The sequence below is a fragment of the Microbacterium sp. sgz311019 genome, from assembly GCF_056135325.1.
Window position 1 is genome coordinate 186051 of record NZ_JBWAXO010000008.1, and the last position, 25874, is coordinate 211924.

General features: G+C 66.8%; 21 protein-coding genes and 2 pseudogenes. 15 read left to right on the top strand and 8 right to left on the bottom strand.

The genetic code is table 11. The features are described from left to right. The 5 genes from AC0NZN_RS14330 to AC0NZN_RS14350 all read left to right on the top strand — a co-directional run bounded on the left by AC0NZN_RS14330 (position 1) and on the right by AC0NZN_RS14350 (position 4871). Entirely contained in the window at positions 1 to 975 is a 975-nt protein-coding gene (locus AC0NZN_RS14330) for an ABC transporter substrate-binding protein (protein WP_474592988.1), read from the top strand. A gap of 73 nt (positions 976 to 1048) precedes the next feature. Beyond that, positions 1049 to 1981, top strand: a complete 933-nt coding sequence (locus AC0NZN_RS14335; RefSeq protein WP_474592989.1) for an amino acid ABC transporter permease — start codon at positions 1049 to 1051, stop codon at positions 1979 to 1981. A gap of 8 nt (positions 1982 to 1989) precedes the next feature. Beyond that, positions 1990 to 2787 (top strand): amino acid ABC transporter ATP-binding protein, encoded by a 798-nt coding sequence (locus tag AC0NZN_RS14340; RefSeq protein ID WP_474592990.1) that lies wholly within the window; start codon positions 1990 to 1992, stop codon positions 2785 to 2787. Continuing rightward, entirely contained in the window at positions 2787 to 3980 is a 1194-nt protein-coding gene (locus AC0NZN_RS14345) for a M20 family metallopeptidase (RefSeq protein ID WP_474592991.1), read from the top strand. Before AC0NZN_RS14340 ends, AC0NZN_RS14345 begins: the two co-directional genes overlap by 1 nt. 27 nt (positions 3981 to 4007) lie before the next feature. Next, positions 4008 to 4871, top strand: a complete 864-nt coding sequence (locus tag AC0NZN_RS14350; RefSeq protein ID WP_474592992.1) for a MurR/RpiR family transcriptional regulator — start codon at positions 4008 to 4010, stop codon at positions 4869 to 4871. A 59-nt stretch (positions 4872 to 4930) separates the two neighbouring features. Here the strand turns inward: AC0NZN_RS14350 and AC0NZN_RS14355 are convergent, their stop codons facing one another. After that, the gene (locus AC0NZN_RS14355; RefSeq protein WP_474592993.1) at positions 4931 to 6244 is read right to left on the bottom strand and encodes a cyanophycinase; all 1314 of its coding nucleotides are present in this window, start codon (positions 6242 to 6244) and stop codon (positions 4931 to 4933) included. Positions 6245 to 6369: 125 nt separating this feature from the next. Between AC0NZN_RS14355 and AC0NZN_RS14360 the strand changes: the two are divergent. Beyond that, a pseudogene (locus AC0NZN_RS14360) lies at positions 6370 to 7756 on the top strand (pyridoxal phosphate-dependent decarboxylase family protein). Between the two features lie 48 nt (positions 7757 to 7804). Here AC0NZN_RS14360 and AC0NZN_RS14365 read toward each other — a convergent pair. Further along, the gene (locus AC0NZN_RS14365; RefSeq protein ID WP_474592994.1) at positions 7805 to 8470 is read right to left on the bottom strand and encodes a GTP cyclohydrolase II; all 666 of its coding nucleotides are present in this window, start codon (positions 8468 to 8470) and stop codon (positions 7805 to 7807) included. Between the two features lie 154 nt (positions 8471 to 8624). Further along, on the bottom strand, positions 8625 to 10259 hold the full coding sequence (locus AC0NZN_RS14370; RefSeq protein WP_474592995.1) for an MFS transporter: 1635 nt from the start codon (positions 10257 to 10259) through the stop codon (positions 8625 to 8627). Between the two features lie 399 nt (positions 10260 to 10658). Here AC0NZN_RS14370 and AC0NZN_RS14375 point away from each other — a divergent pair, with 399 nt between their 5' ends. Then, positions 10659 to 11147 carry a hypothetical protein gene (locus AC0NZN_RS14375; RefSeq protein WP_474592996.1) on the top strand — a complete coding sequence of 163 codons (489 nt, stop codon included), beginning with the start codon at positions 10659 to 10661 and terminating at the stop codon, positions 11145 to 11147. A gap of 110 nt (positions 11148 to 11257) precedes the next feature. Here AC0NZN_RS14375 and AC0NZN_RS14380 read toward each other — a convergent pair whose 3' ends face one another. Beyond that, on the bottom strand, positions 11258 to 11776 hold the full coding sequence (locus AC0NZN_RS14380) for a hypothetical protein (RefSeq protein ID WP_474592997.1): 519 nt from the start codon (positions 11774 to 11776) through the stop codon (positions 11258 to 11260). 666 nt (positions 11777 to 12442) lie between these two features. On the opposite strand from AC0NZN_RS14380, the gene AC0NZN_RS14385 reads away from it, so the two are divergent. Then, complete coding sequence (locus AC0NZN_RS14385) at positions 12443 to 14245, top strand: alkaline phosphatase family protein (protein ID WP_474592998.1); 1803 nt, start codon at positions 12443 to 12445, stop codon at positions 14243 to 14245. A gap of 371 nt (positions 14246 to 14616) precedes the next feature. Then, positions 14617 to 15547 (top strand): IS5 family transposase gene (locus AC0NZN_RS14390; protein ID WP_474592999.1). Its coding sequence is split into 2 segments (ribosomal slippage): positions 14617 to 14991 and positions 14993 to 15547, totalling 930 coding nucleotides; the frame shifts between segments, so codons are not numbered across the junction. Here the strand turns inward: AC0NZN_RS14390 and AC0NZN_RS14395 are convergent. Beyond that, on the bottom strand, positions 15544 to 16020 hold the full coding sequence (locus AC0NZN_RS14395) for a hypothetical protein (protein ID WP_474593000.1): 477 nt from the start codon (positions 16018 to 16020) through the stop codon (positions 15544 to 15546). The genes AC0NZN_RS14390 and AC0NZN_RS14395 overlap by 4 nt on opposite strands. A gap of 759 nt (positions 16021 to 16779) precedes the next feature. On the opposite strand from AC0NZN_RS14395, the gene AC0NZN_RS14400 reads away from it, so the two are divergent. From AC0NZN_RS14400 to AC0NZN_RS14420, 5 genes and pseudogenes are all read left to right on the top strand, one after another. Next, positions 16780 to 17109, top strand: a complete 330-nt coding sequence (locus AC0NZN_RS14400) for a transposase (RefSeq protein ID WP_474593001.1) — start codon at positions 16780 to 16782, stop codon at positions 17107 to 17109. Then, a pseudogene (locus AC0NZN_RS14405) lies at positions 17105 to 17305 on the top strand (transposase); the annotation flags it as partial. The gene AC0NZN_RS14400 and the pseudogene AC0NZN_RS14405, both read left to right, overlap by 5 nt. A gap of 216 nt (positions 17306 to 17521) precedes the next feature. Beyond that, entirely contained in the window at positions 17522 to 19180 is a 1659-nt protein-coding gene (locus tag AC0NZN_RS14410) for a hypothetical protein (protein ID WP_474593002.1), read from the top strand. Between the two features lie 78 nt (positions 19181 to 19258). Then, the gene (locus tag AC0NZN_RS14415; protein WP_474593003.1) at positions 19259 to 20665 is read left to right on the top strand and encodes an IS1380 family transposase; all 1407 of its coding nucleotides are present in this window, start codon (positions 19259 to 19261) and stop codon (positions 20663 to 20665) included. Between the two features lie 382 nt (positions 20666 to 21047). After that, positions 21048 to 21797 carry a nucleotidyltransferase domain-containing protein gene (locus tag AC0NZN_RS14420; protein WP_474593004.1) on the top strand — a complete coding sequence of 250 codons (750 nt, stop codon included), beginning with the start codon at positions 21048 to 21050 and terminating at the stop codon, positions 21795 to 21797. A gap of 213 nt (positions 21798 to 22010) precedes the next feature. On the opposite strand, the gene AC0NZN_RS14425 is transcribed toward AC0NZN_RS14420, so the two are convergent. The 3 genes from AC0NZN_RS14425 to AC0NZN_RS14435 are packed head-to-tail and all read right to left on the bottom strand — an operon-like array spanning position 22011 to position 25388. Continuing rightward, a complete protein-coding gene (locus AC0NZN_RS14425) occupies positions 22011 to 23879 on the bottom strand; it encodes an ATP-binding protein (RefSeq protein ID WP_474593005.1) in 1869 nt (622 codons plus the stop codon). Further along, positions 23869 to 24342, bottom strand: coding sequence for an ABC-three component system middle component 2 (locus AC0NZN_RS14430; protein WP_474593006.1), 474 nt, complete (start codon positions 24340 to 24342; stop codon positions 23869 to 23871). The genes AC0NZN_RS14425 and AC0NZN_RS14430 overlap by 11 nt, the downstream gene beginning before the upstream one ends. Then, positions 24330 to 25388, bottom strand: coding sequence for an ABC-three component system protein (locus AC0NZN_RS14435; protein WP_474593007.1), 1059 nt, complete (start codon positions 25386 to 25388; stop codon positions 24330 to 24332). Before AC0NZN_RS14435 ends, AC0NZN_RS14430 begins: the two co-directional genes overlap by 13 nt. A gap of 253 nt (positions 25389 to 25641) precedes the next feature. Between AC0NZN_RS14435 and AC0NZN_RS14440 the strand changes: the two genes are divergently transcribed. Then, positions 25642 to 25874, top strand: a 233-nt coding sequence (locus AC0NZN_RS14440) for a helix-turn-helix domain-containing protein (RefSeq protein ID WP_474593008.1), incomplete at its 3' end; no start/stop codon positions are given.

Consider the following 25874-nt stretch of genomic DNA (forward strand, 5'->3'; position numbering starts at 1 on the left):
ATGCACCACCCGCTTGCCTCCCGCGCGATGCGCGCGGGCGCACCGCTGTCCGCTCTCGTCATCGCGGGTCTCCTGCTCGCAGGGTGCTCGTCGCCCGCCGCGGGTGAGGAGGCCACGCACGCCGCCTCTTCCGGCGTCGAGGTCTTGGGCACGAAGATCTCCGTGGACGACACGCTCAACGCGTCGTTGCCGGCCGACATCCGTCAGGCGGGCGCTGTCAAGGTCGCCACCGATGCCCCGTACGCTCCCTTCGAGATGTTCGTCTCCGAGGGTTCGAAGGACCTCACCGGCGTCGACGTCGAGCTCGGCCACGCCATCGGCGCCAAGCTCGGCATCACCTTCGACTTCGCGCAGCAGAGCTTCGACGGCATCATCCCCGCCCTGCAAGCCGGCAACTATGACGTCGCGATGTCCGCCATGACCTCGAGCGTCGCCCGCATGGACGTCCTCACGTTCGTCGACTACTCGGCCTCGGGCACCGGCATCCTGACCCGCACCGGCAACCCCGACCACATCAAGACGTACCTCGACCTCTGCGGCAAGAACGTGGCCGTCCAGAAGGCGACCAGCCAGGCCGACCTGGTGAACAACACGTGGCAGGCCGAGTGCAAGGCGGCCGGCCACGACGCGATCCACCTGAGCGAGTACCCCTCCGACTCCGACGCGCAACTGTCGATCACCGCGGGCAAGGCCGTGGCCTCTCTCATGACGAAGCCGAGCGCCGGTTTCGTGGCCAAGACCACCAACAGCGGCAAGACCTTCATGGTGGTCGAAGACCCCGCCGCCCCCACCGGCTACAAGGCGACGCTCAACGGCATCGGCGTGCTCAAGGACCAGACCGAGCTCGCCAAGGCGATCCAGGGCGCTCTGCAGTCGCTGATGGATGACGGCACCTACGCGAAGATCCTCGACCACTACGGCGTCGCCGGCATCGGTGTGACGAAGGCGACCATCAACGGCGCTGCCAACAGCTGAGGCGCGGGGCGCGGCCGCGCGTCGGCCGCGCCCTCCCTCCCGTCTTCTTCGGCTCGACCTCAGTGAGGAACCAATGACTGCGATCAGACAGGACAGCGATGTCCGCATCGGCGCCGGCGCGCACGCCGGTGCCGCCCCGGTGCCGCTCCGGCACCCCGGCCGCTGGATCTCGGGAATCCTGGTGGGCCTCGGCGCCGCTGCGGTGATCGCCGCGTTCGCGCAGAACCCCAACCTGGATTGGCCGACGGTCTGGGCGTACCTCTTCGCACCCCTCACGCTGCAGGGTCTGACCACGACGATCTCCCTCACCGCCGCGGCGATGGTCATCGGCCTGGGGGGCGGCATCGTCGTCGCGATCATGCGCCTGTCGCCGAACCCCGTTCTGCGCGTGGTCAGCGGGCTGTTCGTGTGGGTCTTCCGCGGCACCCCGGTCCTGCTGCAGCTGATCTTCTGGGGCTTCATCGGCGCCTTCATCCCGAAGATCGTCCTCGGCGTCCCCTTCACCGACGTCGTGTTCTGGTCGGCGCGCACGAGCGACCTCATCCCCGCGGTGGTCGCCGCTCTGCTCGCGCTCGGCCTCAACGAGATGGCATACGCGTCGGAGATCGTGCGTGCCGGCATCCAATCGGTCGATCGCGGTCAGACCGAGGCGGCGCACTCGCTCGGGATGACCCCCTCGCGCACGATGCTCAGGATCGTGCTGCCCCAGGCGATGCGGGTCATCGTGCCGCCGATGGGGAACGAGGTGATCACGATGCTGAAGACCTCCGCGCTCGTCTCGGTGATCGCCGGGCACGACCTCATGTCGAACCTGCAGGCGGCCTACGCCCAGAACTTCAAGATCATCCCGCTGCTCATCGTCGCCGCGATCTGGTACCTCATCCTCACGAGCATCCTCGCCGTGCCGCAGGCCTGGCTCGAGCACCGCTACGGACGGGGCGTCACAGGCGCCCGCGAGGGATTCGTGACGCGCCTCATGCGCGCCTGGAAGGCCGGACAGAAGTGACCACGCTCATGACCCCCACCGACACGTCATCCGCCGAGACCGGCTCGACGGCGATCATCGACGCCCGAGACGTCCACAAGCGCTTCGGCCCGCTGCACGTCCTGCAGGGCATCAGCCTGCAGGTCGAGAAGGGCCAGGTCGCCTGCCTGCTCGGCCCGTCGGGATCGGGCAAGTCCACGTTCCTGCGCTGCATCAACCACCTGGAGAAGATCGACGGCGGCTCCATCCGCGTCGCGGGCACGACGGTCGGCTACGAAGACCGCGGCGGACGTCTGCACGAGCTGCGCGAGAAGGATGTCGCCCGCCAGCGCCGTGGCATCGGGATGGTGTTCCAGCGCTTCAACCTGTTCCCGCACATGACCGCGCTCGAGAACATCGTCGAGGCGCCGACGCAGGTGAGACGCCTCGGACGGGTGGCGGCCCGCGCGCGGGCGCTCGAGCTGCTCGACCGTGTGGGCCTCGCCGACAAGGCCGGGGCGTACCCCAATGCGCTCTCCGGCGGACAGCAGCAGCGCGTCGCGATCGCCCGGGCGCTCGCGATGGACCCCGAGGTGATGCTGTTCGACGAGCCGACGTCTGCGCTCGACCCGGAGCTCGTCGGCGACGTCCTCGACGTCATGCGCGACCTCGCCGCGTCCGGGATGACCATGATCGTCGTGACCCACGAGATCGGCTTCGCCCGTGAGGTCGGCGACCTCGTCGTCTTCATGGACGGCGGAGTGGTCGTCGAGCAGGGCACGCCGGCCGACGTGCTCGGAAGCCCCCGCGAGGAGCGGACCCGGGCCTTCCTCGCCAAGGTGCTGTGATGCCGTCGGCTCTGGGCGTGGATGCTCCGCCCACCGCGGCATCCCTTCGCCGGCGTGCGGAGGCAGGACTGGAGCAGTTCCGCCGCGAGCTGGCGGAGCTCGTCTCCATCGACTCCGGATCGCTGGATGCGGCTGACGTTGATGCCGCCGCGCGCTGGAGTGCGGAGCGCTTCGTCGAGCTGGGCTTCACAACCGAGCTGATCCCGATGCCCCTGGTGGACGGTATCCGCTACGGCAGCGCGATGGTCGCACGGCGCGGCGGCAGAGGCACGAGCCGCATCCTGCTCTTCGCCCACCTCGACACCGTGTTCGAGAAGGGGACCGCCGGCGCCCGGCCCTACCGGGAAGAGGGCGGCCGAGCCTACGGCCCGGGGGTGTCCGACGACAAGGGCGGAGCCGCCACCGCGCTTCTCGTGATGCGTCTGCTGCGGGATGCCGGCTACGACGGGTTCGGCGAGCTCGTGGTCGCCTTCACCCCGGACGAAGAGGTGGGATCACCGGCATCCGGCGCCCTGCTGCGCGAGCTGGCGGCACAGGCGGATGCCGCGCTGTGCCTGGAGTGCGCCCGCGAGAACGGTGATCTCGTCTCCGCCCGCAAGGGCATCGCCGATGTCGTCATCGACGTGCGCGGCCGGGCCGCGCACTCCGGGATCGAGCCCGACCGCGGGGCGAACGCCGCTGTCGAAGCCGCCCACCTGCTCCTGTTCCTGCAGTCCCTCAACGACGCGAGCCGCGGCGTGACGGTCAACGTCGGCACGGTGAATGCCGGCGACAAGCGCAACATCATCCCGGCGCACGCCCGTCTCAGCGGCGAGGTGCGGGCCTGGACGCTCGCCGACCTCGACGCCACCCTCGACGCGATCGACGCCCGTGCCGCCGAGGCGCTCGTGGCCGGCGTGGAGATCCGCGTCGAACGGCAGGAGCTGTGCCCGCCGCTGGAGCCGGCGGCATCCCAGCGCCTCCTCGCCCTCGCCGCCGGCGCCGGCGCCGACCTCGGCATCGAGATCCGAGGGTCGCGCACGGGTGGTGTCTCCGACGCGAACTTCGCCGCTGCCACGGGCGTGCCGGTGCTCGACGGGCTCGGCCCCATCGGCGGCGACGACCACGCCGAGTCCGAATGGCTGGATCTGGCGAGCGTGCCCGAGCGGGCCGCCCTGCTCGCGCGTCTGGTCGTCCGCATCGCGGAGGACTGAGTACTGTCGGAGTCGGAGGTGACCCAGATGGCCGAAGCCAGCGTCGCCGATGCGATCCGCCGGGGGATGGGCGACTGCTCGCCGGCGGAGCGGAAGGTGGCGCGGGTGCTGCTCGCGGCCTATCCGTCCGCAGGCTTCGAGACGGTCGCGCGACTCGCCGAACGCTCCGGTGTCAGCGGACCCACCGTCATCCGGTTCGTGAATCGGCTCGGCTATCGCGGCTTCCCCGACTTCCAGGAGGCGCTGCGCCACGACCTGGACGTGCGCTCGGCCTCCCCGCTGCGCATCTACGAGGACCGAGTGTCGACGGGCGCTCCGGACGTCGAGGGCACCCTCCGGGAGCGGGCTGCCGCCATCGCCGTCGACACGTTGACGCGCACCTTCGAGTCGATCACCGCGCACGACCTCACCCGCGCGGTCGAGCTGCTCGCGCGCGCATCCGGATCCGTCGTCATCGCCGGCGGCCGCTACAGCACCCTCCTGGCGCGCCTGCTCGCCCTTCACCTGCAGCAGCTGCGGTCGCACGTGACGATGCTTCCCGATGAGCCGTCCTCGCGCGCCGCCATGATGGAGGACCTCACCCGTCGCGACGTCGTGGTGCTGTTCGACTTCCGGCGCTACGAGGATGCGACGCAGCGCCTCGCCCGCCGCGCCCGTTCCCGGCGCGCTGCCATCGTCCTGTTCACCGATGCGTGGCTCTCGCCGATCGCCTCGGATGCCGAGGTGGTGCTGGCCAGCGAGACTCCGGCGCCCTCGCCGTTCGACGCGATGACCCCCGTGCTCGCCCTCATCGAGACGGTGGTGGCGGGATGCTTCGACCTCCTGGGCGACGCGGCCACCAAGCGCATGGAGGGCGCCGATCGTACGGCGGAGGAGCTCGGCCTGTACTGACTGCCCCTGTCCGACGAAATGCCCGGTCCTGGACGGACCGGGCATTTCGTGGTCGAGGGTCAGGGGAGCCGGTCGATCGCCATCGTCAGGCCCGCGAAGGAGATCTTCCCACCGGCCGTCGTCCACACCGCGGTGTCGCGGTCCCGCGCGACCGTCGTCGCGAACTGCGGGCCGGTCTCGAAGGAGAGGCCGGTGCCCACGCCGGCGCGAGAGGTCGCGGTCTCCTGGGCGAGGTCGCGCAGTGAGTAGGTGCCGCCGGGGCCGTCGATCGAGTCCCACACGTCGCGCTGCACGGGCGGGGTGGCGCCCGAGCGGGCGGCCTTCTTCGCACCCTCGCCCGGGTCCACCGCGGCATTGCGGCGCAGGGCGAGGGAGTCTCCCGCGTTCAGATAGCTCCAGCGGACTCCCCGGACACCGGTCGCCGTCGTGACGGCATGCCGCACATCGATGAGGGAGGCGCCGTGCTCGCCGATGACGGTGCCCTTGCCGGTGCGCCGATCGAGCACCACGGCCGTGGTCTCATCCACTCCCAGCACGTAGGGGTGGTGCGTCGCGAGAGCGAGCTTCACGGCGCGACCCTCGCGACCCCACGTGGCGAAGTGGCTGTCGATGAGCGCCGAATCCACGAAGCCGAAGCCGCCGGAGGGCAGATAGCCGAGAGCCGACGCATCGTCGAGGTAGCCGGCCTGTGCTCCGTCTCGCCACGACTGGTACGACTCGCCGCCGGTGACCATGTCGGCGCCCTGCTGGATCGTGAGGCCTGCGCTCACGCCGGCGACGACGCCGCGCGCGGCCACGTCGCGGACAGCGGTCATGACCGGGGTGTCGGTGCAGGAGGTGAACGCGTCCTGTGGCGCCGCGGCACACGTGAAGAGCGTGCGCACGTAGTCCATCTGGTCGCCGCCGCCGAAGAACACTCCGGTCGATGACCGCACCTCGGCGGCCACGTCGGCGCTCGACGCGTTGGCCGGCGTGAACGGGTCGCCCGGGTAGTCGACGGAGGTGTCGATCGGCACGGAGTAGCTCTCGGCGCCGTACTTCGCGAAGAGCTCCGAGTAGTAGAGCGCGTTCGCTGCGGCGTTGTTGTTGTCCGGGTCGGCGGCATCGGCTGCGCTCTTCGCGGGGGTGGCCGCAGCTGTGAAGATCGCAATTCGCGCCTTGGCCGGTCCGGCACCGTCGGGGTCTGCGAGATCCACGATCTTCTGGAGGATCTCGGCGTTCTCCTTCAGGTTCCCTCCGATGAGGACGACGGAGGGGGAGGGGGCCTGTGCTGCGGCGTGCGTGTGACCGGTGGCCGCGGATGCGGGCGCTCCCGCCAGGAGCGTCGCCGTGGCGACGGCCCCGGTGAGGGCGTGGACGAGTGATCGATGCATCGCTTCTCCTTCGAAACGGAAGATACACTTTGGTAACCGATTGAGACAAATGTAACGTACATTACATACGCTCGGGAAGCATTTCTCCCGGCTCGTCATCCCGATTCGCCTGCGAAGGAGCCAGAATGCCGACGATCGTCACCGCCCAGGAAATGCACTCGATCGGCGAGCACACCACCGCTGTCGTCGACACCGTCCTGGACTACGCACGCCGCCGGGTGCTGTTCGAATCGGTGCCGCTCGACAAGCCGCTGGAGCACTTCGAGCTCGCTCGGCTCGCGTCCGGCTCCATCTCCCGCTCGGGCATCGGCGCGCACCGCGCGGCCGCCCTGTGGGAGAACGTGCTCGCGCCGGCCTGTCTGTCCACCGACCACCCGGCCTACCTGTCGTTCATCCCGTCGGCACCGAGCAAGGCGGCGACCGCGTTCGACCTCGCCGTATCGGCATCGTCCATCTACGGCGGCTCCTGGATGGAGGGGTCCGGCGCGGTCTACGCCGAGAACGAGGTGCTGGGCTGGCTCGCCCACGAGTTCGGACTGCCCGAGAGCGCCGGCGGGGTCTTCCTGCAGGGCGGCACGATCGGCAACCTGTCGGCCCTGGTCGCCGCGCGAGCCGCGGCGCGCCGGCGCCTCGCCGCCGCACAGCATCCCGCTCCCGCACGCTGGGTGGTCGTGTGCAGTGCGGAGGCGCATTCGTCGGTGCGATCGGCGGCCGACGTGATGGACGTGGACGTCGTCACCGTGCCCGTGGACGGGGAAGGGCGGATGCGGGGGGGATGCGCTGCATCCCGTGCTCGAATCGGCGGGGGATGCCGTGTTCGCCGTGGTCGCGACCGCCGGCACGACGAACTTCGGGATCGTCGACGACATCGCCTCGGTCGCCGAGGCGACGAAGTCGCGCGGCATCTGGCTGCACATCGACGGCGCCTACGGCTTGGCGGCCATGCTCGTCGACAGCGTTCGTCCGCTGTTCGCGGGCGTGGAGCGCGCGGACTCGCTGATCGTGGACCCGCACAAGTGGCTCTTCGCACCGTTCGATGCGTGTGCGCTGCTCTATCGGGACCCGGCGGACGGATTCCGCGCGCACACGCAGCACGCCGAGTACCTCGACACCCTCACCCAATCCACCGACTGGAATCCTTCGGATCTCGGCATCCAGCTCACCCGGCGCGCCCGTGGGCTTCCGCTCTGGTTCTCGGTCGCCACCCACGGCACCGATGCGTACCGGGAAGCCATCGAGCACGGTATGCGCATGGCGTCGCTCATCGCGGACGAGATCCGCGAGCGACCGCACCTGTCGCTGGTGCGCGAGCCCGACCTCTCCGTCGTCGTCTTCCAGCGCGTGGGCTGGTCACAGGACGACTATCAGGCGTGGTCGGACCGACTCCTCGACGAGCAGCGCGCGTTCGTGGTGCCGAGCTCGTTCCGCGGCGAGCCTGTGCTGCGGTTCGCAATCGTGAACCCCCTCACCTCGGTGGAGATGCTGGAGGGCGTGCTCGACACTCTGCAGTGACCGATCGCGGGTCGGGGGTTCAGGGGCTCGGGCGCAGCTTCGCGGGCCTCAAGCGGCCGGCAGGTCGAGGTGGTGCCCCGTGCGATCGCGCTTGGCCTGCAGGTAGCGCGCGTTCGCCGGCGTCAGATGCACCGCGGTCGGGATGACGGCGTCCACGCCGATGCCCAGATCGCGCAGCTGGCCCGACTTGTCCGGGTTGTTGGTGAACAGGCGCACACTCTCGACGCCGACGGCGGCCAGCATCTGTGCCGCGCACGTGTAGTCCCGCTCATCCGCGTCGTGACCGAGCGCGAGGTTCGCCTCGTAGGTGTCGAGCCCCGCATCCTGCAGCGCGTAGGCGTCCAGCTTCGAGTACAGGCCGATCCCGCGACCTTCCTGGCGCAGGTAGAGGAGCAGTCCGCCCTCGCGCTCCAGCACTTCGACGGCCTCCCGAAGCTGAGGTCCGCAGTCGCACCGCTCCGACCCGAACACGTCGCCGGTGAGGCATTCGCTGTGAAGCCTGACCAGGGGAGACGGACGGGGATCCACGGCCCCGTCTTCACTCCACGCATCGCCGAACGCGAGCAGAAGGTGCTCCCGTCCGTCCTCCAGCCCTTCGAAGGTCAGGACCCGCGCGACCGTCGCATAGCCGTCGGGGAAGCGTATCGGAACGGTGACGGCGGTACGGATGCTCGCTGCAGCGGTCGTTCCTCGGCCTTCGCGCAATGTCAGCATTGCCTCTCCTCGCGTTCGGTGCGGGCGCTGGTCGGTTGTGGAGATGTTCAAGGACTGAACCGTCCGTCTTATTTCCGACGATTTCGCTAGCTTACGATGTAGCTAGTTTAGCTAGTGATCACACCTGAGGGCAACATGAGCTGCGACGGGGGTGTCACTCCGTCGTGCGCACCTGCTCAGAGCCGACGTCATCCCGCTCGGGCGCCCCGGGCCGCCTCGTGCGAAGCGACCCGGTCGCCAGCAGGCCGACCGTGAGGAACGCCGCCGCCGAGAATGCCGCCAGCCGGGTGCCGGTCGAGAAGGCGTCTTCCGCCGCAGCCGCGAGCGGCGCGGTCGCGGGCGAGTTGCGCAGCGCCGGAATGGCTGCGCCGGCGCTGTCCACGACGGCCGAGACGACCTGCTTCGCCTGTTGGGCGGGCAGGCCCTTGTCCGCGAGGTCGGCCGCCAGGATCCCGCCTGTCACGGAGAAGAGGATGGTGCCGAGGATGGCGATTCCGAGCGCCGATCCGACCTGGCGAGCCGTCGACTGCGTTCCCGACCCCTGGCCGCTCTGCGCGACAGGCACATCGGTGAGCACGACGCCCGTCAGCTGCGCGGTCGCCAGCCCCACTCCGAGGCCGTAGACGAAGAGGCCGGGCAGCAGCGTGACCCAGTTGGCGTCCGGGTGGATCATCACCCCGAGGCCCACGATCCCGACGATCTCAGCGACCAGCCCCCAGCGCACAAGCGTCAAGGGAGGGATGCGGCCGCTCAGCGGCGCCGTGAGCGCACTCGCCGCGAACGATCCTCCAGCGAGCGCCAGCAGGATGAGGCCGGTCTGCACGGCCTCGAAGCCGAGCACGAACTGAAGCCAGAGCGGCAGCGCGAGGATGATCCCGAACTCGCCGAGCGAGACGATCATCGCGACCAGATTGCCGTTGCGGAAGCTCGGGGTGCGGAACAGGTTGAAGGCGAGCATCGTCGGCTTGCCGGCCTTCTGTCGGCGCAGGCCGCGCACGATGAACGCGGCCGCAGCGATCGCCGAGATGAGGAAGGCGACCGGAACGGGCGACAGCTCCCAGGGCCAGGTCCACTGTCCGACTGTGAACGGCTTGTCGGAGAGCCACCAGCCGAGTGTGCGCCCCTCGATGAGTCCGAAGACGAGCGAGGCGAACGTGATGACGGAGAGGATGGCGGCGACCACATCGACGCGCCGCGCGTCCGGGTCCTTCGACTCCTTCACCGTGACGAGGACGCCGATCGCGATGATGATCCCCAGGGGGATGTTGATACCGAACGCGAGACGCCACGAGTACGCGGTCGTCAGCCATCCGCCCAGGAGCGGGCCGACGGCGGCCATTCCGCCGATCGTCGATCCCCACACCGCGAACGCCAGACCGCGCTCGCGGCCGTGGAAGGTCGCGTTGATCAGCGCGAGCGTGGTGGGAAGCATCATCGCGCCCCCCACTCCTTGAAGCACGCGCGCGGCGATGAGCAGCTCTCCGGTGGGGGCGAGCGCGGCGAAGAGAGAGGACACGGTGAAGATCGCTGTGCCGATTACGAGCATCCGTCGGCGTCCGACTCGGTCGGCGAGCGATCCGAATGCGAGCAGCAGCGAGGCGAACACCAGGGTGTAGGCCTCCTGGACCCATTGCACCTGCGTGGACGACAGCGAGAGCTCGTCGACGATCTGCGGCACGGCCACGTTGACGATCGTCGAGTCGACGATGATCAGCGACACCGCGAGGCTGATGAAGACCAGCCCCGCCCATCGTGACGATCGCGCCGACTGCGGGGTTCCCTGCGCCATGATGTCTTCCTTCGCTCGCTTAGCTGGTAGCTAGCTTATCTAGCAGTAGACATTCATGCACGATGTATCCCATCCGCCACGGCGAATCTGTCGTCGACGACGACAACACGTCCACCCGGGAGGCTCGCGGGCGCGAGAGAGGTGAGTACATTCGTGGATGAAATGAACTGAAGAGGGAATCCGTGCTCGAATACCGAAGTACGTCGAGACGCGGTCGAACGCTTGAGCTATGAAACGCTCCACTCCATGCCTCTGGCCCGGACCTGGTAGCAGCAGGAACGTCCTCGCATACTCGCGCGGTTGGGTGGGCCCAAACGCATGTTGGTCGTCACTGAACTACGGGGCAGTCGCACCAATTACATGGCCGTGCAACCAGGGCGAATGAAGGGATGAGGACGCATGCGACGGCTGACTACGATCACTGCGGGATGGCTCTGGTTAGTCGCCGTGTACGGCCTCTCCGTCATCATCGGTGTGACGGCCATGGTGTTCTTCTTCCTCGGAGGGTGCCGCAGCGTTGCTGACAACGAGGTAGCCGCCCTCGCCGGCGTCTGCTCGGGCACGGGGAGAGTGGTTCTGAGCAATTCGGCGATCACGTCGATGCTTGTGCTCCTGGTGGCTGGAACGGCGGTCGCCGGCGCTGCTGCCGTTCGCCATATCTCAGGCCGGGATCACGACACACCGCGCGCGTTCGCTCTGCTCGTCTCCGCCACCGGGGCGGTATTTGTGGTGATCCTTGTCTGCATCGCTTTCGCTGGAAGCGGCAGCGGGGTCACGGTCGGCAACCTGCTGATATCGACGCTATGTGGCGTTGCATGTCTGCTTGTGCTGGGTTTGATCTCGACGGGAATCGCATCGGCAGTCCTCCGACGGCGAAGGATCGTCTAACTGCGGGACGCCAGCCGGGACGCGACAGCAAGTCCCGATGTCTCCCATCCGCCACGGCGAATCTGTCGTCGACGACGACAACAGGTCCACCGCGCGAGGGGCCGGCGAAGCTACCCGATGCGTCGGGGTGTATCGATCACCACAGCACTGTCTGGTGGAAGGGGATCCAGTCTCGACGGGATGAGTCGTGTGGAAGTGATCGAAGAGACGACGCGCTGCTCGCTGTCTGAGACGGGCCAGATCTGCAGCAGGTAGCGCTCGCAGGGTTCGCTGACGACCACGTCGAAAGCAAGCATGCGGCCCATCGCGGAGACACGCAGACGCACAAAGGAGGGCGCACCGGCCACACTGACGCTTGCACCGTCGGGTGGAAACTCCGTCGCTCCGTGCACAGCCACAGCATCGCCCGGGATGTGAGCCGCCGTGAACTCCGCGACGTCCTCCCACGCCTCCGTTTCGTCATGTATTTCAGGCGGCGTCTCGAGGAACTCGAGATCGAGGACGACGGGGCCTCTGTTGATGCCGGTATGGATGTGAAGGCCAGGTTCCCTGGCGATGAAGATGAGCCCGGTTGCCATGAGGGGAGCAGCGGGTTCAGCCGGCGGCTGTGTTACGCCGTCGAGGTCCACGAGCCCATTCTCGGCGTGGACAATCGCTTGCGTCCGCATCCCCGTTCCTCACCCCGGTTACTCGAAGATCGACGCAGAACGTGGACTCCGTGCGGACTGAAACGCCAGGTCAGGGGCTCGTGTCAGCGGTAGTTGACGAACGGCATCCGGCAGTTTGTCGGGCATCGGGCAAGGGCGAGAACCGCGGAATTACGCGGAAGTCGGGTTGTCTTCGAATGGCGCGGAATGAGCTGCGGAGAGGATTCTGCGGACTTTTTGCGGACTGGTGACATTGCCGCGCGGCCTGATCCTCGTCTCGAACCACGCCGGCGCGAGCGAGCCCCCGCGGCTGTTCTGGCTCGTGGTGTTGCCCGCGACGGGCCATGACCCCGCCGGCGTGATCGATGAGACTTCCGTGGCGCTGCGTCCAATCCGCTGCAGGTCTTCACGTGCGCGTGCCTTCAGAGAGGAATCGGCGCTTTCGCGTGTCGGCGGTGCGGGAAAAGGCCGCCCACAGTCCCGCGAGAGGGCATCCACAGCACGAACATAGGAGGGCTCGCGGTTCATTCAGATGTCATACGGGCGTCAGGCCACGTTCACATCGGCGAATGAGCGTTTCACCGTGCCCGTGTGACCCCCACGGCGTCCCACAGGCGTCGGCGCTCGGGCCGGTGACGGAGGAAATCCATGAACGGTACAGCGAGAACCCGCGCGGCAGTCGCCGCGACCGGAGTCGCGGCTCTGGTCGTCGCGCTCGCGAGCGCGACGACCGCGAGCAGCGCCTCGGCGTCGGATCGGCCGGCCCCCGCCGGGCGATCGCACCACGTCCTGCTGATCTCGGTCGACGGGATGCATCAGGGCGATCTCGATTGGTACATCGCGAAGCATCCGGACTCGACCCTCGCGAAGCTCACGCATGGCGGCAGCGAGTACACCAATGCGTCGACCTCCAATCCGTCGGACTCCGATCCGGGCGGCACGGCAATCATGACGGGTGGCAACCCGAGGACGACCGGCGTGTACTACGACGTCGAGTACAGTCACAAGGTCGACGAGGCCGGCGCGGCATGCACGCCCGGCCGCGCGGCGACGGGAGGCGACGTCATCTACGACTCGCCGGACGACGCGCTCGCATCCGTGCCCGACCTCATCGACCCGTCCAGCGGAACCTTCCCGTCGTTCGACGAGAACGGGTCCGTGTTCGCCCGGGGGGTCGACAAGAACCCGGCCGCGATCATGAACCTGACATTCGACCCCGCGACGTCGCTGAACCCCGCGACGTTCCCGGTGGACCCCGAGACCTGCCAGCCGATCACGCCCTGGGACTACCTCGGCGACAACACGATCTTCCAGGTCATCCACCACGCGGGCCTGCGCACCGCGTGGTCCGACAAGCACGAGGTCTACGCATCCTTCAACGGACCCGGCTCGAACGGGCGGAGCATCGACGACCTGTTCTCGCCCGAGATCGACTCGCAGGCCGTCATGCCGAACGGTGTGCCGTACCCGCAGGACGACGACTGGGCCCACATCGACGCTGCCACCAAGCAGTACGACGGATACAAGGTGCAGGCCGTCGTGAACGAGATCGACGGGCTCGACCACTCCGGCAAGAGCCACGTCGGAACACCCGCGATCTTCGGCATGAACTTCCAGACGGTTTCGGTGGCGCAGAAGATCCGCTCGACGCCGACCACCCTGATCAAGAACGCCGACGGCAGCTACACGACCAGCGCTCCCGAGGCCGGCGGCTACCAGTGGGTCGGCGGCGAGCTGGTTCCCGGTCCCGTGCTCTCGAGCGCGCTCGACTACGTGGACGCGCAGCTCGGCCGCATGGTGCGCTCGATCCACAAGGCGGGGCTCACCGGTTCGACCACGATCATCGTGACGGCGAAGCACGGCCAGTCTCCGCAGGATCCGAACAAGCTCGTCACGATCCAGGACGGCCCGATCATCAGCGCGATCAACGCCGAATGGGCGAAGACACACCCCGCGAACACAGGCCTCATCGTCGCAGGGACGGACGACGACCTGTGGCAGTCGTACCTCTCCGACACATCGCAGGCCGCGGCCGACTTCGTGAAGTCCTACCTGTGGAATCACACGGCCCAGGGCTACGACGTCGACAAGAAGCCGGTGACCGTGCAGCACTCCGGCCTCGCGGAGATCTGGGCCGGAAGCGCCGCCGCGAACTTCTTCGGCGTCGCCGTGGACGACGGCCGGTACCCGGACGTCTTCGGCAAGGTGCAGGAGGGCGTCGTCTACGCGAAGCCGACCAAGCTCGCCGAGCACGGCGGCATGAACCCGGGCGACCAGCACGTGCTGATGCTCGTGAACGGCCCGGGCGTCCCGGCGCAGGTCCAGTCCGCCGCCGTGGAGACCACCCAGGTCGCGCCTACGATCCTGTCGGCCCTCGGGCTCGACCCGAAGGCACTGACCGCGGTGACCGCCGAGGGGACGAAGGCCCTCCCGGGGCTGACGAGGCACTGACGCACACCGAACGGGCGATGAGGCCGGGGCGCGCGCCCCGGCCTCATCGCGTAGGGCGCAGCGGGTGACCCTGCAGACGTCGTACATCGCAAATCCTGTTCTGCGCGATGAGGTTTACACGATGCAGGATGCAGCGATTCTCGGACGCTTCACCGGCGTCCAGCGGGCCTGACTCATCGAATACGCCCCTGTCTCCAAAGCACGCCGACGTGTACGGGGTGCCCGACACGCGCACGCCGCGACCGTAGAAACGGTGGCACCCCAGACAGGGGGACTGGACATCACCGTGACATTCCCGAGAAGTCAGCAGCCAGCCGCAGTCTAGGGCGTGTCTCCCATATTGTCGGTGGGGCTCGCGGGATGCTGGCTGGGTGAGGTCGACGGGTTCGCGGTATCGGGTGTTCACGGACGAGCAGTGGGAGCGGATCGAGCCGTTATTGCCCTCGAACTCGGGGCGCCGCGGTCACCCGTTCGGCGAGAACCGGCGGGTCGTGGAGGGTATCGCGTACCGGTTTCGCACCGGGATCCCGTGGCGTGATCTTCCCCGCGAGCCGTTCGGCCCGTGGCAGACGGTGTGGAAGCGTCACCGCCGGTATGCGGGCGACGGCACGTGGGATCGCGTGCTGACGCAGATCCTGGCTGAGGCCGACGCGGTCGGCAAGATCGACTGGGCGGTATCAATCGACGCGACGATCGCGCGTGCGCATCAGCACGCGACGAACACCACCCGTCCCGAGCAGGACACGGGGGGCTGGATCGAATCACAAGAATCTGCCCTGGCACGAGATTGAGCCGCCTGGTCACGGCATCGGCCGCTCCCGCGGCGGTCTGACGACGAAGATCCACCAGGCCGTCGACGGGCACGGCCGCCCGCTCGCGATGATCGTCACCGGAGGCCAGCGCAACGACGGTGTGATGCTTGCCCACGTGCTCGCCCAGATCCACGTTCCCCGGCTGGGTCCGGGTCGCCCGCGGACCCGACCGGACGCTGTGATAGCGGACCGCGCCTACGCGACGGGCGTCATCCGCAGCGAGCTTCGCCGCCGCAAGGTCAAGGCCGTCATCCCGGACAAGCGAGACCAGATCGCCGCCCGCAAGCGGCGTGGCAGCCGCGGCGGGCGGCCTCCGGGCTTCGACGCCCACGCATACCGAGACCGGAACGTCATCGAGCGATGCTTCGCGCTCGCCAAGCAATGGCGCGGCATCGCCACGAGGTTCGACAAGCTCGCGATCACCTACCGCGCCGGAGTCGCCCTCTGCGCCATCCTCACCTGGACACGACTATTGGGAGACACGCCCTAGCCGGCGGAGTCAACCGGCGCGTCAGCCTGGTGCGGCTGACGGCGGATGAGTACGACGACGATGGCACCTGTCGAAATCAGCCAGCACCCCGCCATGATCGCTGAACTGAAGTCCTCGCCGTAGTCGAGAAAGCTCATTCCGTTGAAGAACGCACCGAACGTGAAGAAGGTGGCAATCCCAGTGAGCCATCGCCAGCCGCGGGCTTGGCGGGCAAGGCAGATGACAAAGAGGGTGACTGCACCCGTGAAGAGCACGGCCCCGAGAAGCGCATGAGTGAACAGCGCTGGCCCGCCTGCTCCAGACAGTGCCCAGCCAAGACTGGTGAACGACCGACTGAAGTACTCTTCACCGGAAGTCCCCGGGTGAGCGTCCGGAATCTTCACGAAGAGGTTGAGCGTCATCCCGAGGACGAACTGCAAGGTGTAGCCGACGAGCATCACGATGGCGAATCGTCGCAGGAAGCGGTCCAGCATAGAGCAGGGCTACCAGCCGCGAGGAGCGACCGCAACCACCCGCCGGTCACAGGCTCCTTCGAGGTGGGATGAACGACTCGTCGGAGCGCGCGCAACTACTGCTCGACCAGCGCATGTAGCTCTGTCGCACTCGGCTCAGGTCGCCGCGGTGGTGGGTAGCCATCCCGGGGGCGAGGAGCCTTCGCGGAAGGTCAGTGCGAGACCTTGCTGACGCCCCGTGAGGATCCGTAAGCGAGCATTGCCCGATGGCGGGACCTCGCGTACGGCTGGGCGCGCTCAGTCGCCATCCCTGTCCGCGCCGCGCCCGAAAGGCCAACCTCGAGCCCGAGATCTACACCACCCCAGGGGACGTCACCGAACCGACGGCGGGACGTGACTTCGGGACGCAGTCAAGTCCAGCCTGCGGGACCGTTGCAAAGAGGCGCTACCTCCGTGCCCTGCGATACGCCAGGACCGACCTGATCGGAGAACTCGACGCCCTCATCCAAGACCTCCCCGAACAACTCCGGGCACGACTCCCCGAACGCGTCACCGCACGTGCTCGGATCACGGCGATCGCCGCACTCGGTCATCTACGACCCGCCGACCCCGTGCAACGGCTGCGCCTGAAGCTCATCCGTCACCGGATCACGATGCTCAAAGACGTCCTCGACCAGGACAAGGTCGCCGGAGCTGAGCTCGCCAAGCTCGTCGCTGCAACCGGATCCACACTGCAATCGATCCCAGGGATCGCCGCCCGCACCGCAGCCGAGATCCTGCTTGAGGGTCGGGGACGCACGTCGATTCACCGAAGCCGGCTTCGCGCGATTCAACGGCACCGCGCCGATCCCGGTGAGCTCCGGCGAAGGCGGTGGACGACCCCGACGCTACCGACTCAGCCGCGGCGGAAACCGCCGACTGAACGCCGCGCTCCACCGCGCTGCAGTGACCCAGCTGCGCTGCGAACCACGCGCCCAAGAGCTCTACCTATCCGCTATCAGCCGCGGACACACCCGCCGAGAAGCCATGCGCATCCTCAAGCGCCACCTATCGAACACGATCCACCGCACCATGATCCGCGACGCGAACCGAGCCCAGCTCTTGACATGAGAGCTTCAAACGCCGCACCGACGTGGTCGGCACGTTCCCCAACCCCGCCGCGCTGCTGCGGCTGGCCGGCCACGTCCTCATCGAGCAACACGACGAATGGGACGGCGCCGACCGCCGCTACTTCTCCGAGCACTCCATGACCCTCCTCCTCGCCGAACCAGAGGAGGTGGCCATCCCCGAACTCACCGCGGCATAATCACATCAGCTGACCCGCACGGTGTCGAGAAACTCCACCAACCAGCGGGACGTCACCGTCGGTTCCGCAGAGAAGTTGGTGCTGCACCCGTCCCAGCGACCGCTGGGACGGTGGCGGTGCGCCGCACAATGTTCCATCGATAGCTCGCTACGACGCCGTGTTGGCATCGTTATGCGGTGCTGGGGTTCAAACTCGGGCGTGCTCTACCTTGGGGGGATGGGTTCCGGGCGTCGCGCGAAGCAACAGCGGACCGCGGCAGACAGGGATCAACAGCTGGAGACGCTCCGGCGATTCACGGCGAGCCTCCCCGCCGAGGAAGTCGATGGCGACGGGAGAGGCCTGTCCGAACTAGAGTCCTTAGTCATCGCAAATCCGACCCGCTTCGTGACGCACGTGAACGCACGCTGTCTGGCGCGGGCAGCCACGCACGCCGCGCAGCCACACCTGCTCTCGAGCTTCGGGTGGCGGGTGGGCTACGCGATCGCGGCAGCTGACGTGGTTCTTGAAAGGCACGGCGCTCCGTGGTTCCGTACGGACAGTGATTCATCAATGGAAGAACGCGGGCTCGGTGGACTGCGTGAGGGTCTGGATACGTTCGCGCGGATCTGCTGGCACCTCCGGTTCGGGTACACCCTCGCAGCCGCGGCGCTCACCAGGCGGTATATCGAAAGATGGACATCGAACCTCGCGTTCTCGACGGGCACCACCCGCACCGACGGTGAGGATGACGTCGCGTACATCGGATGTGTGTGGGACGTTTACCCGCAAATGCCCGACCGTGGAAAGGTTGCGGTGAACTGGGCGACGTTGTCCGAACTGCTCCACGGGCGGCCCGTGGTGGTCGCCGGCACTCCGCTGGCGGTCGATGCCTCCATGTCCGACACGGCGCGAGCACGTGTGCACAACTTCATCGTGCGGGCTGCGGAGATCCCGCTACGTCAGGTTCGCGGCGTGATCACCTCGTACGCCCAGGACCACGGGAACCTCGATGACGCTTCGTATGCGGCGCTTCAAGCTCGCGTGATAGATCTCCCCCGGCCGGCGGATCCGCCCAAGTTCCTGGAAGTCTTCATGGAGCCGCTCGATTTCCCATTTGTGATGTCGGCTGACGCCACGCGCTATACGACCTGGGGCGAGAAGTACCGGCGGGGCATCGCCCGCCGCATAACGCAGCCACTCGGTCTTGAGCCGTTCGATTCGTGGATGGCGATCGAGGAGCGTTGGGTTCGCGCGATTGACGAGGCCCGCGGAGCTTTCGAGTTGGAGGCGATCCAGCGCGGAAATCAGTTCGATACCGTGAGCGTTACAGCAACGCTGCTTCAGTACCAGCTGATCACGGAGATGGCGCATCTCGTCGCGGACGAGGAGGACGGAGTCGAGCGGGACGGTCTCCGGGCGGCCGCATCTGCCCTCGAGTCCTCCTGGATCCTGTGGCTGCAGGACGTCGACGAGTCACTCACCTGCATGCGGACGGTGCTCGAGTCGGTGGCGCGAGTACGGACACACCGGATCAAACCTCAACGAGCCGACAAGCTGGAACAGCGCGGCCAAAACACAACTCCCCAAAGGTGGGTGGAAGCGGCCGGCTGGAAAGGGTTGAGCCCCCTCGTTCGGGCTCTCGGCGAGTTCGCGCACGAACAGGAACGGTCCCGGCATGTGGGTGCCCGCGAACTGCTCACGGCGATTCAGCGTGAACCCGAAGGCGACGGAACTCAGACAGCCCGCGCCAACGCGCTGTTCGAGATCGCAATGATGCTCGGCCACGAGATCCACGCACGGCTCGAAACACGCAGCCCGAGCCTGGCAGGGGTGTTTCGATCTCGCATCCTTAGCCTCGATCCACCGATGAGCCACGGTGCCGATCGGGCGTGGTAACGCGGAAATGCCCCTCGGATCAGGGAAAATAGAGCTTGTCTAAGGTCCTATTTGTCTGAAGCGAGAGGCATCTCGTAGGTGCAATTCAAGCATGCCCCGGCCGCGCTGTCCGCGGTCTTCGATGATCCGAATCTCGTGTCGGTGGCGGGCCTGGTCCCGATGCTCCGGCTCGCGCAGCAGGCAGGGCTCGACAAGCTCGCGCAGTCCCGGTTGAGCGTCCCGACGGACAAGGGCTCCAACGCCGGGTCGAAGGTGATGGCGCTGGTCGCGGGGATGCTCGCGGGTGCGGACTCGATCGACGACATGAACCTGCTCCGTCACGGCGGCATGGGTCGTCTGTTCGATCGGACGTATGCGCCATCCACGCTGGGGTCGTTCCTGCGCGCGTTCCGGTTCGGGCACGTCCGCCAGCTCGACGCGGTCGCGACCCGGGTCCTGCAGAACCTCGCCGGCCAGGCGCCGCTCCTGCAGCTCCGTCCGGGTGAGCGGGTGATGGTGGATCTGGACGACACGATCATCGAGGTCCACGGATACAAGAAGCAGGGCGCCGGGTTCGGGTACTCCGGGGTCCGCGGACTGAACGCCCTGATCGCGACAGCCAGCACCTCGTCGTCGGCGCCGGTGATCCTCGGGCAGCGGCTGCGGCAGGGCAAGACCGGCTCCCCGAAAGGCGCCGCCCGGATCGTCGGCGACGCCCTCGCCACCCTCCGCCGCACCGGCGTCAGCAATGGGGCGCAGCCGCTGCTGCGCGCTGACTCTGCCTTCTACGGCCACGCCACCATCGGCACCGCGATCCGCGCGGGCGCGGACGTGTCGGTCACCGTCCGGATGGACCCCGCCGTGAAAGCAGCGATCGCGACCATCCCGGATGACGCGTGGACGACGATCGAATACACCGACGCGATCCGCGACGAGACCACCGGCCGATGGATCTCGAAAGCCGAAGTCGCCGAGGTGGCGTTCACCGCGTTCCGGTCGAGGAAGATGGCCGAGCGCATGCCGGGGCGGCTCGTGGTGCGGCGCATCCCTGACCTCAACCCGACGCGGGTGGAACAGCCGACGCTGTTCGACGTGTTCCGGCACCACGCGTTCTTCACCACCACCGACCCTGACGTGATGGACACGGTGGTCGCGGACAAGACCCACCGCGGTCACGCGATCATCGAGCAAGTCCACGCCGACCTGAAGAACGGGCCACTCGCTCACCTGCCTTCCGGTGTGTTCACCGCGAACAGCGCCTGGCTCGTGCTCGCCGTGATCGCGTTCAACCTCACCCGCGCTGCCGGACTCATCGCCGACCGCGCCGGACGGCTCGCCAGAGCGACGACCGCGACGATCCGCCGCACCCTCATCGCAGTGCCCGCACGGCTGGCCAGGTCCGCGCGCCGGACCACACTGCACCTCCCGGCAGCATGGCCCTGGCAGGCCGCGTTCGACCGGCTCTTCACAGCCACGCACGCACCACCACCAACGATGGCCAACTGACCATCGCCGCGACCGCGGCACGACCGAGAATCCAGTGGACGACCGGGATGCGACGCCCGGAACTCAGCCCTGCCCAAGACAACGTCACCCCCGCAGCGACCACGCCGCCCCGGCCACCCCAAGCTCGTCGGTGGATCGAGGCTTAGCGAGAGCACTCCCGAAAGCCTCGAGCGAGACCTTGCCAGTTGGCTCAACCATGCGCTCGGTTTCAGGGCTCACGACTTCGGCCCCGCCAACGCGCGTCGCCCCGTCTCCCAGCCGGAACCCGCCCGCGGGGATCACACCGATCCGTAAACGGGCATTGGCCGCTGGTGGGGCGTGCCGGGCGCGGTCGGTGCGACAACGGACGTGAGAGGTTCCGCGTCCGTGCAAGGGTTGTGCCATGTTCTCTGCAACGGAGCGGGCGACGATCCAGTCGGGCTTGATTGAGCGAGCGCAGGCCGATCAGCGTGTCATCGGCGCGGCACTGGTCGGATCGGCGGCGCGCGGGTCCCAGGACGACTGGTCTGACATCGACCTCGCTCTCCAGCTCGACGATGGCGTCGACGAGGAGCGGCTGGTCCACGAGTGGACCCAGGCGATCAACGACGAGCACGGCCTATCCGACACACACGATGTGTGGGCCGCTGGTGCCCGCTATCGGGTGTTTCTCCTCACCAACTCGCTGCAGATCGATGTGTCGTTCTGGCCGCGGGACAAGTTCCGCGCCACCGAACCGGGCTTCCGGGTCCTGTTCGGCGCACCCAACGCGGCCACCAAGCCGGCTCCGTCCGATGCGTCGGCGATGGTCGGGATGGGCTGGTTGTACGCACTGCATGCGCGTTCGGCGATTGCGCGGGGCAAGCTCTGGCAGGCGACGTCGATGCTCGATGGACTGCGCAGTCAGGTGCTCGCTCTCATGTGCGCACGAGTCGGGCTCATTGCGTGGCATGGTCGCGAGATCGACCGCCTGCCCGCGGACGACCTTGCCCGGCTGGAAGCGACGCTGACCGCCCAGCTCGTCGCCGACGATCTCGACCGTGCTCGCATCACGCTGACCCGATTGCTTCTTGACGAGGTCACCAAGACCGACCCCGACCGGGCGCGACGACTGCGACCCGCATTCGACGCACTGGCCACACCCGTGACCTGATCCGATCCCTATCCGCGCGTCGAACGTTTGGGGGGCGTCGTGAGCACCTTCACCGCTCACAAGGCGTGCTATCGCGCAACCCGATGTCAGCTAGCGAATCGGGGCCCCGCCTCGCGCACAGCGGCAGCGCCATTGAGAACTTCTGTCCACTGCAAGGCGACCTCCGGCCGACGAGTCACATGCGGTACAGCCGCTCCTCAGTCACGCGGCGAGTCAAGGCCTGGTCGGGTAGAAGCCCTCACGACCTCCCGTTTGACCGACCCCCCGGAAGAAGTACTCCGTGGCGCCCGGGGGCAGCGGTGACACTGGCGACTTGTTCTCCAGCACGATGGCTTGCCCTGAGAAGGCCCCCTGCAGGTAGGCATAGAACGCGTCGACAACGCTCAGCAAGACTGTCTCATCTTCGCCTGTCGGAGTGGACTCACCAGGATGACGGTAAGAAACGACAGGAGAGTCCAGAACCACGAACCCCGGATGAGGGATGTCCCTGCTGGCGCAGTACTCGGCCAAGGAGACGTTGAACAACGCGTGAAGGATTGAGCGCACGCCCTTACCTCGCTCAATACGAGTACGTCGGTCGATTTCGAGATCACGATCTTCGGTCGAGTATCGGACTTCAGGTTCACCGGTTGAGAAGGCCCATGCACGGAGCACGTCAGACGCGACAGCGTCGAACCTTATGAGGTCACTCGAGTTGATCGGGACCCTGGCGTCTGTCTTCGGCTTCTCGAATGTCGCAAGTTCCTGACGAAGCGTAACGAGCTCTGACAGCTGCCCGAGGAGATCCAACTTCTTGCGGACGTCGGCTTGCAGGCGAACGACCTCTTGAAGGCTCCTCGCAGGAGCAGAAATGTCGCGGTCAAGGCTGGCGATCTCCAGCGACAGCTCGTGCCTACGGTCGTCGAGTTGACCGACGGCAACGGCAAGAGTTTGGCGCTCCTGAACCATTTCGGCCAACGCAACGGCGAGATCTCCCCTGAGAACATAGATCTTTGCAGCTTCAGCGTCGATCGCTGACCGCATGTCTCCTGCGTCGTCATCTCCGCCGTCTCCCCAGTCCTGGTGATGCGAGTCAGCACCACAGAAGGGACACGGCGAGCCGTCGCGAGGCTGGAACACGTCACCCACCTGACGAAGCACCTCGAGGCGGCTCAGGTCAGATTCATACTGGTCCTGAAGGAGACTGAATCGCGCGTGGAGACTGGAAATCTCGCCCAGCCGACCCGTCGATTCGTCGATACGCCGCGAGATCGCCGACCTCTCGGCGATGAGTTCGTCTCTGCCCGCCGAGACCACTTCAAGGGCATCTGTAGAAGAAGAGATCGTCCTGCTCAGCCGTGCATCCTGATCTTGCAGATCCGCTGGCTCGGGCACACCAACAAGCTGAGCCTCGAGCCGCGCGATCAGCTGATCGACGACCGCAATCTTGTTGGTTGCGGCCTCCTTCAACGCTGCAACCTTGGGAATCTCGACGAGGCCTGAATCATCCTCGCCCTGGATTAGGAGTCGGAAGACTGCGGACTCGACAGGCCGGTCCTGAAACTGCCCGAACTCAATCGGAGAGCGCTTCGCAATTATCTTCTGCTCGTCAACCGCGGCGAGTCTGAATACATCACGAAACTCCAACATGCGCAGCACGTTGTTTTGATTTCGACGCACGAACAACTCATCCAAGCCGAGTTCGCGGAGCAACAACCGAGATATAGACCTCGGGTCGTTGGATGTGTGATTCGGTTTCACGTACTCAGGGGCCGGGTCGACGGGGAGCCACCGCAGATGGCCCGGGTAAAGACCGATCTTTCCCCCGTGAAGGTCTCGAACCAGCGTCACCTCGCCCGCGGCCGGAGTCGTCAGCCCGAGCATCGCATACTGATAGCCGTCGCCTTCCGGCGGCATAACGATCTTCTGTCGGAGTCCGAGGCAGTACTCCAGAAGCTCGAGGATGTGAGACTTGCCGGTGTCAGAAGCGCCATGGACGACGGTGAGGTGCGCTCCGAAGTCGATCGAGGCGGGCTCCACGTTGACACCCACCACGGTGATGTACGCCAGCACAAGGCGACGCCCGTTGCTTTTAAGCCTCATCGCCGAACTCCTCCCGCCATTGTCCGACGACTTCAATCAACACTCCTCTGAGTTGATCCTCGCTGACATCACCGAACGTTCGCGCGACCCACTCGCAACGCTCCCGCAGGTCGGCCAAATACAGTGACTCCAACGATTCCAGAAACGGATTCGCATCTTCGCCGGCCGCGTACGAGATGCCCTCACTGCCGACGACTCGCTCGACCAGGCCACGGGATCCAACGAGTATCAGTCCGTCATTGATCAAGCCGCGCTTCATCCCGATCTGCCCCCCTCTGCCTGGCACCGGCGGGTGGATTGACGGGGCGCCGCCAAAGTCCGCTGTGTGCAGGAGCACATGGTCGAGAAGGACCAGGCGTGAAACGTCAGCTGAGCGCGGGTAGAGCGCGACCAAGATGGCCACGCACCGAATTCCAATCTCAAGTGGCGAGTTCAGCAACGATCGAGGAGTCATCTCACCCATCTCACTCGCTTGCCATTAGCCAACTGGTGACAGACGCCCTTTCGGTCACCGGGCTCAAGGACGGTGATGAGCGCGTTGGAAGTGAGCTGGGCTTGCACAGCAGCATCCAGCACGCTGCGAAGGCGCGCCAGGCCATCGGCATGATCAGATTCCACTGTCTCTACGACGGCGTCGTAGATCTCCTCCTGGAGGCCCTCGTAGGTTCCCAGCGGGACTGAATCCCGCGCGAACTCCCGTAGAGACTCCGCTCGAAAGAAGGACTCGCGCTGGCGTCTAAAATGTGGCGCGGAGACTCCATGCGTCACCACACTGCTTATGTCAGATATCTCCCCCGGAAACCTCTCCTGATAGGCCTCAAGCAGCGCGGCCACATACTCGGACTCGCCAGATTGCACGGCGGCGGGCACCGTCCAATCCCGCGCCCGGTCGGGGAGTGGCCCACCGAACCTGACAGCGAAGGACGGTGTCCCGCGAACGTCGTTTACCAGCTGCACAGCCTCGTAGGAGTCGAAGATAGCGAAGTCGAGTTCAGCTGCGAGCTCCCGCACCGCAGCGCGTCGCTCATCGGAAAGCACTCGAAATGGCTCGGACGTAGGGTCATCGAGCTGGGCTAGGAACGCCGTTCGCATTTCACTAGGTGAGTGCAGAAGGTGCGCAAGCTTCGTTGTCACTCCTCGTGGCGCGAGGAAGACGTACTTCCGCGGCACCGTGTATGACGGCGTATCGACGCGGAGCAGAATCACCTTGAGGACCTCGGGCCACGCCGCGGCGGGCCCGAGGCTGTGGACGTAGTGCTTAGCCTGAAACCCGTCCCAGACCCCCTCGAATCCGAGCTCGCTCACGAACCCCGCGATGTCGATGCCGCGATCACCGCTTCCACCGAAGCGGTGGACCGACAGGTAGTGCGGCTCCCTCGTGGTCGCCCATTCTTCGATGAACGACTCCCATTCGCGGTCGTCGTAGGCGGCCAGGATCGTTGCAGGACGCATCCGCGGCCCGCGCTGCAATCGGTCGACTGTCAGAGGAATCAGCGCGTCATCGCTCATCGAGCACTCTCTGCTGGGCGCCACCCCGGTTCTCCTCGCACGATGCAGCGTCCTTGCAGCTCAGGTACATGTCTTCACGTGAGGCTACCAGTCTGTCGCTCGACCGATTGGCGACTTGTCGGACAGCGCCGCTTGCCGGTCCCTGGTTGGGAACTAGCTGTTCTTCCTCGACACGTTGTGATCGTGTGAGGTGAGGCGAAGACCTCCGGGACGATGTGGGTACCACCCTCACATCCGCTCCACGGAGGTCTTCGTGTCTCACGCTAACGCGCCCTTGACGCCGGAAGGGCGTCGCCGACTCGCTTCACTGATCGTCGATGACGGTTGGGCTGTCAGAAGAGCGGCGGAACGGTTCCAGGTTTCGCCCGCGACCGCGTCTCGGTGGGCGCGACGGTATCGGGCGGGGCAGCCGCTGACGGACCGGTCCTCGCGTCCGGAGCACTCGCCCAGCCAGTTGTCGACGCGGCGGGAGCGGCGGATCGTGTC

Excerpts from the sequence above, each read along its gene's own strand:
- AC0NZN_RS14385 (WP_474592998.1), top strand. The coding sequence starts at position 12,443 with ATGAACGGTACAGCGAGAACCCGCGCGGCAGTCGCCGCGACCGGAGTC.
- AC0NZN_RS14350 (WP_474592992.1), top strand. The coding sequence starts at position 4,008 with ATGGCCGAAGCCAGCGTCGCCGATGCGATCCGCCGGGGGATGGGCGAC.
- AC0NZN_RS14375 (WP_474592996.1), top strand. The coding sequence starts at position 10,659 with ATGCGACGGCTGACTACGATCACTGCGGGATGGCTCTGGTTAGTCGCC.
- AC0NZN_RS14335 (WP_474592989.1), top strand. The coding sequence starts at position 1,049 with ATGACTGCGATCAGACAGGACAGCGATGTCCGCATCGGCGCCGGCGCG.
- AC0NZN_RS14345 (WP_474592991.1), top strand. The coding sequence starts at position 2,787 with ATGCCGTCGGCTCTGGGCGTGGATGCTCCGCCCACCGCGGCATCCCTT.
- AC0NZN_RS14355 (WP_474592993.1), bottom strand. The coding sequence starts at position 6,244 with ATGCATCGATCACTCGTCCACGCCCTCACCGGGGCCGTCGCCACGGCG.
- AC0NZN_RS14365 (WP_474592994.1), bottom strand. The coding sequence starts at position 8,470 with ATGCTGACATTGCGCGAAGGCCGAGGAACGACCGCTGCAGCGAGCATC.
- AC0NZN_RS14395 (WP_474593000.1), bottom strand. The coding sequence starts at position 16,020 with ATGCTGGACCGCTTCCTGCGACGATTCGCCATCGTGATGCTCGTCGGC.
- AC0NZN_RS14330 (WP_474592988.1), top strand. The coding sequence starts at position 1 with ATGCACCACCCGCTTGCCTCCCGCGCGATGCGCGCGGGCGCACCGCTG.
- AC0NZN_RS14420 (WP_474593004.1), top strand. The coding sequence starts at position 21,048 with ATGTTCTCTGCAACGGAGCGGGCGACGATCCAGTCGGGCTTGATTGAG.
- AC0NZN_RS14430 (WP_474593006.1), bottom strand. The coding sequence starts at position 24,342 with ATGGGTGAGATGACTCCTCGATCGTTGCTGAACTCGCCACTTGAGATT.
- AC0NZN_RS14435 (WP_474593007.1), bottom strand. The coding sequence starts at position 25,388 with ATGAGCGATGACGCGCTGATTCCTCTGACAGTCGACCGATTGCAGCGC.
- AC0NZN_RS14425 (WP_474593005.1), bottom strand. The coding sequence starts at position 23,879 with ATGAGGCTTAAAAGCAACGGGCGTCGCCTTGTGCTGGCGTACATCACC.
- AC0NZN_RS14410 (WP_474593002.1), top strand. The coding sequence starts at position 17,522 with ATGGGTTCCGGGCGTCGCGCGAAGCAACAGCGGACCGCGGCAGACAGG.
- AC0NZN_RS14340 (WP_474592990.1), top strand. The coding sequence starts at position 1,990 with ATGACCCCCACCGACACGTCATCCGCCGAGACCGGCTCGACGGCGATC.
- AC0NZN_RS14370 (WP_474592995.1), bottom strand. The coding sequence starts at position 10,259 with ATGGCGCAGGGAACCCCGCAGTCGGCGCGATCGTCACGATGGGCGGGG.